The organism is Acinetobacter sp. ANC 4470 (assembly GCF_002135335.1).
Taxonomy (GTDB): Bacteria; Pseudomonadota; Gammaproteobacteria; order Pseudomonadales; family Moraxellaceae; genus Acinetobacter.
Window position 1 is genome coordinate 1 of sequence record NZ_NEGC01000017.1, and the last position, 4,046, is coordinate 4,046.

General features: G+C 39.7%; 6 protein-coding genes and 1 pseudogene. 1 reads left to right on the forward strand and 6 read right to left on the reverse strand.

Going from position 1 to position 4,046, the window contains the following annotated elements; all coding sequences use genetic code 11:
• The 4 genes from B9T25_RS14350 to B9T25_RS14900 form a co-directional block, all read right to left on the reverse strand.
• Window positions 1-271, reverse strand: a 271-nt coding sequence (locus B9T25_RS14350) for a plasmid mobilization protein (RefSeq protein WP_086189090.1), incomplete at its 3' end; no start/stop codon positions are given.
• A gap of 1,037 nt (window positions 272-1,308) precedes the next feature.
• The gene (locus B9T25_RS14355) at window positions 1,309-2,217 is read right to left on the reverse strand and encodes a polysaccharide deacetylase family protein (RefSeq protein ID WP_086189091.1); all 909 of its coding nucleotides are present in this window, start codon (window positions 2,215-2,217) and stop codon (window positions 1,309-1,311) included.
• Between the two features lie 61 nt (window positions 2,218-2,278).
• Complete coding sequence (locus tag B9T25_RS14895) at window positions 2,279-2,587, reverse strand: MbeD/MobD family mobilization/exclusion protein (protein WP_416202368.1); 309 nt, start codon at window positions 2,585-2,587, stop codon at window positions 2,279-2,281.
• A 3-nt stretch (window positions 2,588-2,590) separates the two neighbouring features.
• Window positions 2,591-3,049: an MbeB family mobilization protein gene (locus B9T25_RS14900; RefSeq protein ID WP_416202369.1), complete on the reverse strand. Its 459-nt coding sequence runs from the start codon at window positions 3,047-3,049 to the stop codon at window positions 2,591-2,593.
• Window positions 3,050-3,283: 234 nt separating this feature from the next.
• Between B9T25_RS14900 and B9T25_RS14905 the strand changes: the two genes are divergently transcribed.
• Entirely contained in the window at window positions 3,284-3,424 is a 141-nt protein-coding gene (locus B9T25_RS14905; protein WP_416202370.1) for a hypothetical protein, read from the forward strand.
• Here the strand turns inward: B9T25_RS14905 and B9T25_RS14910 are convergent.
• Window positions 3,372-3,737: pseudogene (locus B9T25_RS14910) on the reverse strand (relaxase/mobilization nuclease domain-containing protein); the annotation flags it as partial. The gene B9T25_RS14905 and the pseudogene B9T25_RS14910 overlap by 53 nt on opposite strands.
• Entirely contained in the window at window positions 3,718-4,026 is a 309-nt protein-coding gene (gene mobC, locus B9T25_RS14365; RefSeq protein ID WP_213033001.1) for a plasmid mobilization relaxosome protein MobC, read from the reverse strand. The gene mobC and the pseudogene B9T25_RS14910, both read right to left, overlap by 20 nt.
• Between the last annotated feature and the right edge of the window lie 20 nt (window positions 4,027-4,046).

Genomic DNA, 4,046 nt, shown 5'->3' on the forward strand with positions numbered 1-4,046 from the left:
TACGGTCTATTGCTGAATTGGCTTTGCTTTCTTGATTCACCAATCTAGCAATCTGATTTAGGTTATTTCCAATCCCTGCAAGCTGTCTTAATAACTTCGGGTCTACTTCAATAACTTTGCTTTGCTTAGTTCGCTTTTCATTTAAACAAGATTCACGCATCCAACTGGCAAGACTGGCTGTAGTACAACGATCTAAAAGGGCTTGATGTTCTTCATCCGTTAAACGGATTTTGATTTCCTTTTGTCTTTTAACAATTTCTTTTTTAGTCATGACTAAATGAGATCCTCGGTTTGTAACCGTTCAAATAGAAAATCTATGATTTTTTATTTGGGCGGTTTTCGGGGGTGTCGGGGGTGAAGCCCCTGAACCAGTCTCACAAAAGGGAATCTTCGAGCGTAGCGAAGAAAGTACCCTTTGTGTGTGCTGGCTATTAATCAAAAAAGTAGCATGGAAACAGATCTGCATCAAGCAGAGTTTCCCTTGCTCACTTTCTTGATTAAGTTCAGTATTTAAAATTATAGACTCTATTAAATTAATAATGGACTTGGCATAGATCTTGTAAAAACAAATGCACTCAACTTCTCAACTCGCCCCCAAAGCGTCGCACTTCGTGCTTTGGCTTTGGAAACGGTTGAGAGAGTTTCGGCAATACTCACCCTAAGGGCTGTCATTTAAAAAAATGACGTATCCCTTAAGTATTGCCGATGTTCCGTATATATCTTGGCTTCGGAGCCACGTATATCGGTCGTATCTGCACATAGCTTTGCAAACTATGCAGACAAGGACTCAAGGCTTTGCACCTCTCTCCACGCGCTCCCTGTCGCTACACGGCTGTATCTCTGCGAGGGTTTCCCCAACATGCAACTTAACAGTCCTATGTAACTACTCCCAACGCTCCGCCTTTGTGAAGTTCCCCTGTAAGCGGTTTAGCCTTTCGACTATTGCCATATAACGCCAGTGACACTTATTCCTACCACACGTTATATGTGTCTAACCGAAAAATGGGCGTACAGAAGTAGACAAAGCTTGACCTAGAGGTGCTTATTTGATGGTTTTAGTATCTAATTTAACGAAAGTTTCAAATTTGGGGCTTGTTAATCTTTATCACTGCTTTAAAATACAAGGAGTGGTACATAAGCCGTAAGGTGAATATCGTGACGGTCGTCAAACCTCCGATCATTCGTTAATTGATGCTTGTAACATCAAATAACTGTACCCGCCAAATTTAAAGGAAAAGCCCGATCACTTGCAAGAGTTATTGGGCTTTTTTCTTACTTAATTAAGCTGTTTATAGAAACTTAGGCATATTAAGGCTCAATATCTAAACCAAATTTTTTCAAATTGGGATATTCATATGGAGCGTCTTCTGCTGGATAGCGTAAATTTTTAACGCCATAAATTTGTGCAATGCTCCACAAAACACTTTCACCAGCAGGTAAAGTTTGTGGCTGAATTTGATAAATTGAATCCTGATACGCAGTATCACTATTAATAAATGTCCAACCTTGTTGGTTAAAAGAATTAATTATGTCCTCTAACCAAGCAGCATTAATTGCTCTGACATGAAGTAAAAGAACATGCTTGGGTGAACGTCCTAACGTGTTTACTGCTACACCATCGTAATACTCTGCTCGATCAAGTAAATGAGCGATATAAGCTGGTTTTAACTTGTCTAAACTTTCTTGATCATTTTCTTTCTTATATTTTAAAAATAATTGATTGTAATACCAGTCACTAGCATCAATGCTAACAGCCCCTGATTGGTATTTATTAGTTGAAAGCCACTCTCTCACACTATCTCTTTTTTCTACAGTATTTCCCTCTTTCAAGAACGGAAAGCGGTAACGTGGTACAAACCCCTGTAACGAAGAAAATGTTTGATGTCCTTGCTCCATATCAACTAAGTAATCATTCAGCGTTACATCATCTTTATTTAGATTTAAATGTAAATTTCCATGATTACCTATACGGTGTCCTTGTCTTCCCCATTCTGAAATAATATCTAAACCTTGTTTTCCTCCAATTTTACTGACGCTAGGGTAAACAATAGCTGAAATATTATTCACTTTTAATACTTTTAGAATATCGTTATTTATTTGTAGAGCATCCAAATTATTTTCTGGATTCAGACCATCATCAAAACTAAGAGCAATATCTTTTGCAAAAACTAAATTAGAAAAACAAAGACATATACTTAAAACAATCTTTTTAATCATTACTAAACCTCATAAAAAATTTATCGACCAAACCTCATTCCATAACTCCGTTTCGGCTCGTTTATTTCTTTAACTTGCTGACTTGCATTTCTAGCACTTGTAATTGCTTGGTCAAGGTTGAATTTTGTGTCTTGAAGCCCTCTAGTTGATCGTTCAAGTTGCTCACTTGCCGTACTAAGTTGCTCAAGTTGGTGCTTCTGGTCTGGTCGGTTTCCCTCATATTGTCTAAGAAATCTTTGAAGGCTTTTCTCACGCTGAAATTGTCCTGCTTGGTACTCTCGAACATCTTGAGTAAATCGGCTTCCCTCTGCTGTTGCTGTGCCTGTGCTTGTTCCAAGGCTTCGAGCAAGTGCTTTTCTAATTCGGTCATCAGTTAATACCCCATCGGAACCATCAGGCTTCCATTCTTCCAAGTTTCTGCGTCTTTGTTCATTGGAATGCATAATCTCTTGCGATTCTTGCTGTCTATGCAGTTCTGTAGCTTGATATTGCCCCCCTTGTCCGCTAACTCTTGGATAGCTAGGCTCTGTTGAGCCATAATCTCTGCATTCTGTGCGATTTTCTTGCTCTGATAGGCTAGGATGCCCCACATCAGTAAAAGCGCTGTTACGATGGCTATGGCTACGATGCTCCAAGTTTTTAACATAGTCGGCAATAGGCGTTTGTTCTGCTCTTGGATAGCGTTGCTGATTGCTTTCTCGTTTTCGCTCAATAAGTCGATCAAGCGTTGCTCGTGCTTCTTGAACTCTTTCGCCACGACTTGCTCTGTATCTTTCGCTTGCTCGCTCGATGTCTGCTCGAAGCTCTTTGCCAAATCTAAAATCTTGCTCATAGATTGCCCCCTTTAGGCGAATATTTTGCCCCCCATCGGGGTCTTTAATACTGATACTTTTCTTTGTGGTTCGTGCTATCTCAAACCCTGCACCCTCAAGGGTTTTAATCACATCATCACGATTTTTTAAATCGCCACGCTCTGCCACGCTCAAAAGTCCGTCTGTAATCGCTTCACAGGCTAAAATTTTAGTTCTAGGCAAATTATTAGGCGTACATAACTCACGTTTATTCAGTGGGTCATTCGGGTCTTTTAAATCGTAATGATCGTTTACAAGGTCTTTCCAAGCATTCACCCGTGGACGATCTGCACGATCAAAATACGGCTGTAGACGTTTACCGCTTTGAAGTTCCACATTGGCTACCACAAAATTAAGTTCTAGGCGGTCTTTATCTTGGTGCTGCACCCATAAAACTGAGTATTGATCCTTATCAAGACCTGGCATCAATGCACGTTCAAAACTATCCATGATCTGTTGCTTTTGATGTTCTTCTAAATCACGTTCTGCAAACGATAAAACGCCCGATGTATATTTTTGAGCATAGTTACTGCTGTCAATTAACTGAATCATTTGTTCAGGGTCACCACGATCAAGCCTTGCATCTTCCCGATCTCGATCTTTACCCAATAAATAATCTACAGGCGCACTACCTGAACCAATCCCACGACTATGTATTTTTATGATCATCCTGCAACCTTTGAAGCTCTCGCTCTATGCCTGATAACGCTGTGATAATTGCTATACGGTCTATTGCTGAATTGGCTTTGCTTTCTTGATTCACCAATCTAGCAATCTGATTTAGGTTATTTCCAATCCCTGCAAGCTGTCTTAATAACTTCGGGTCTACTTCAATAACTTTGCTTTGCTTAGTTCGCTTTTCATTTAAACAAGATTCACGCATCCAACTGGCAAGACTGGCTGTAGTACAACGATCTAAAAGGGCTTGATGTTCTTCATCCGTTAAACGGATTTTGATTTCCTTTTGTCTTTTAACAA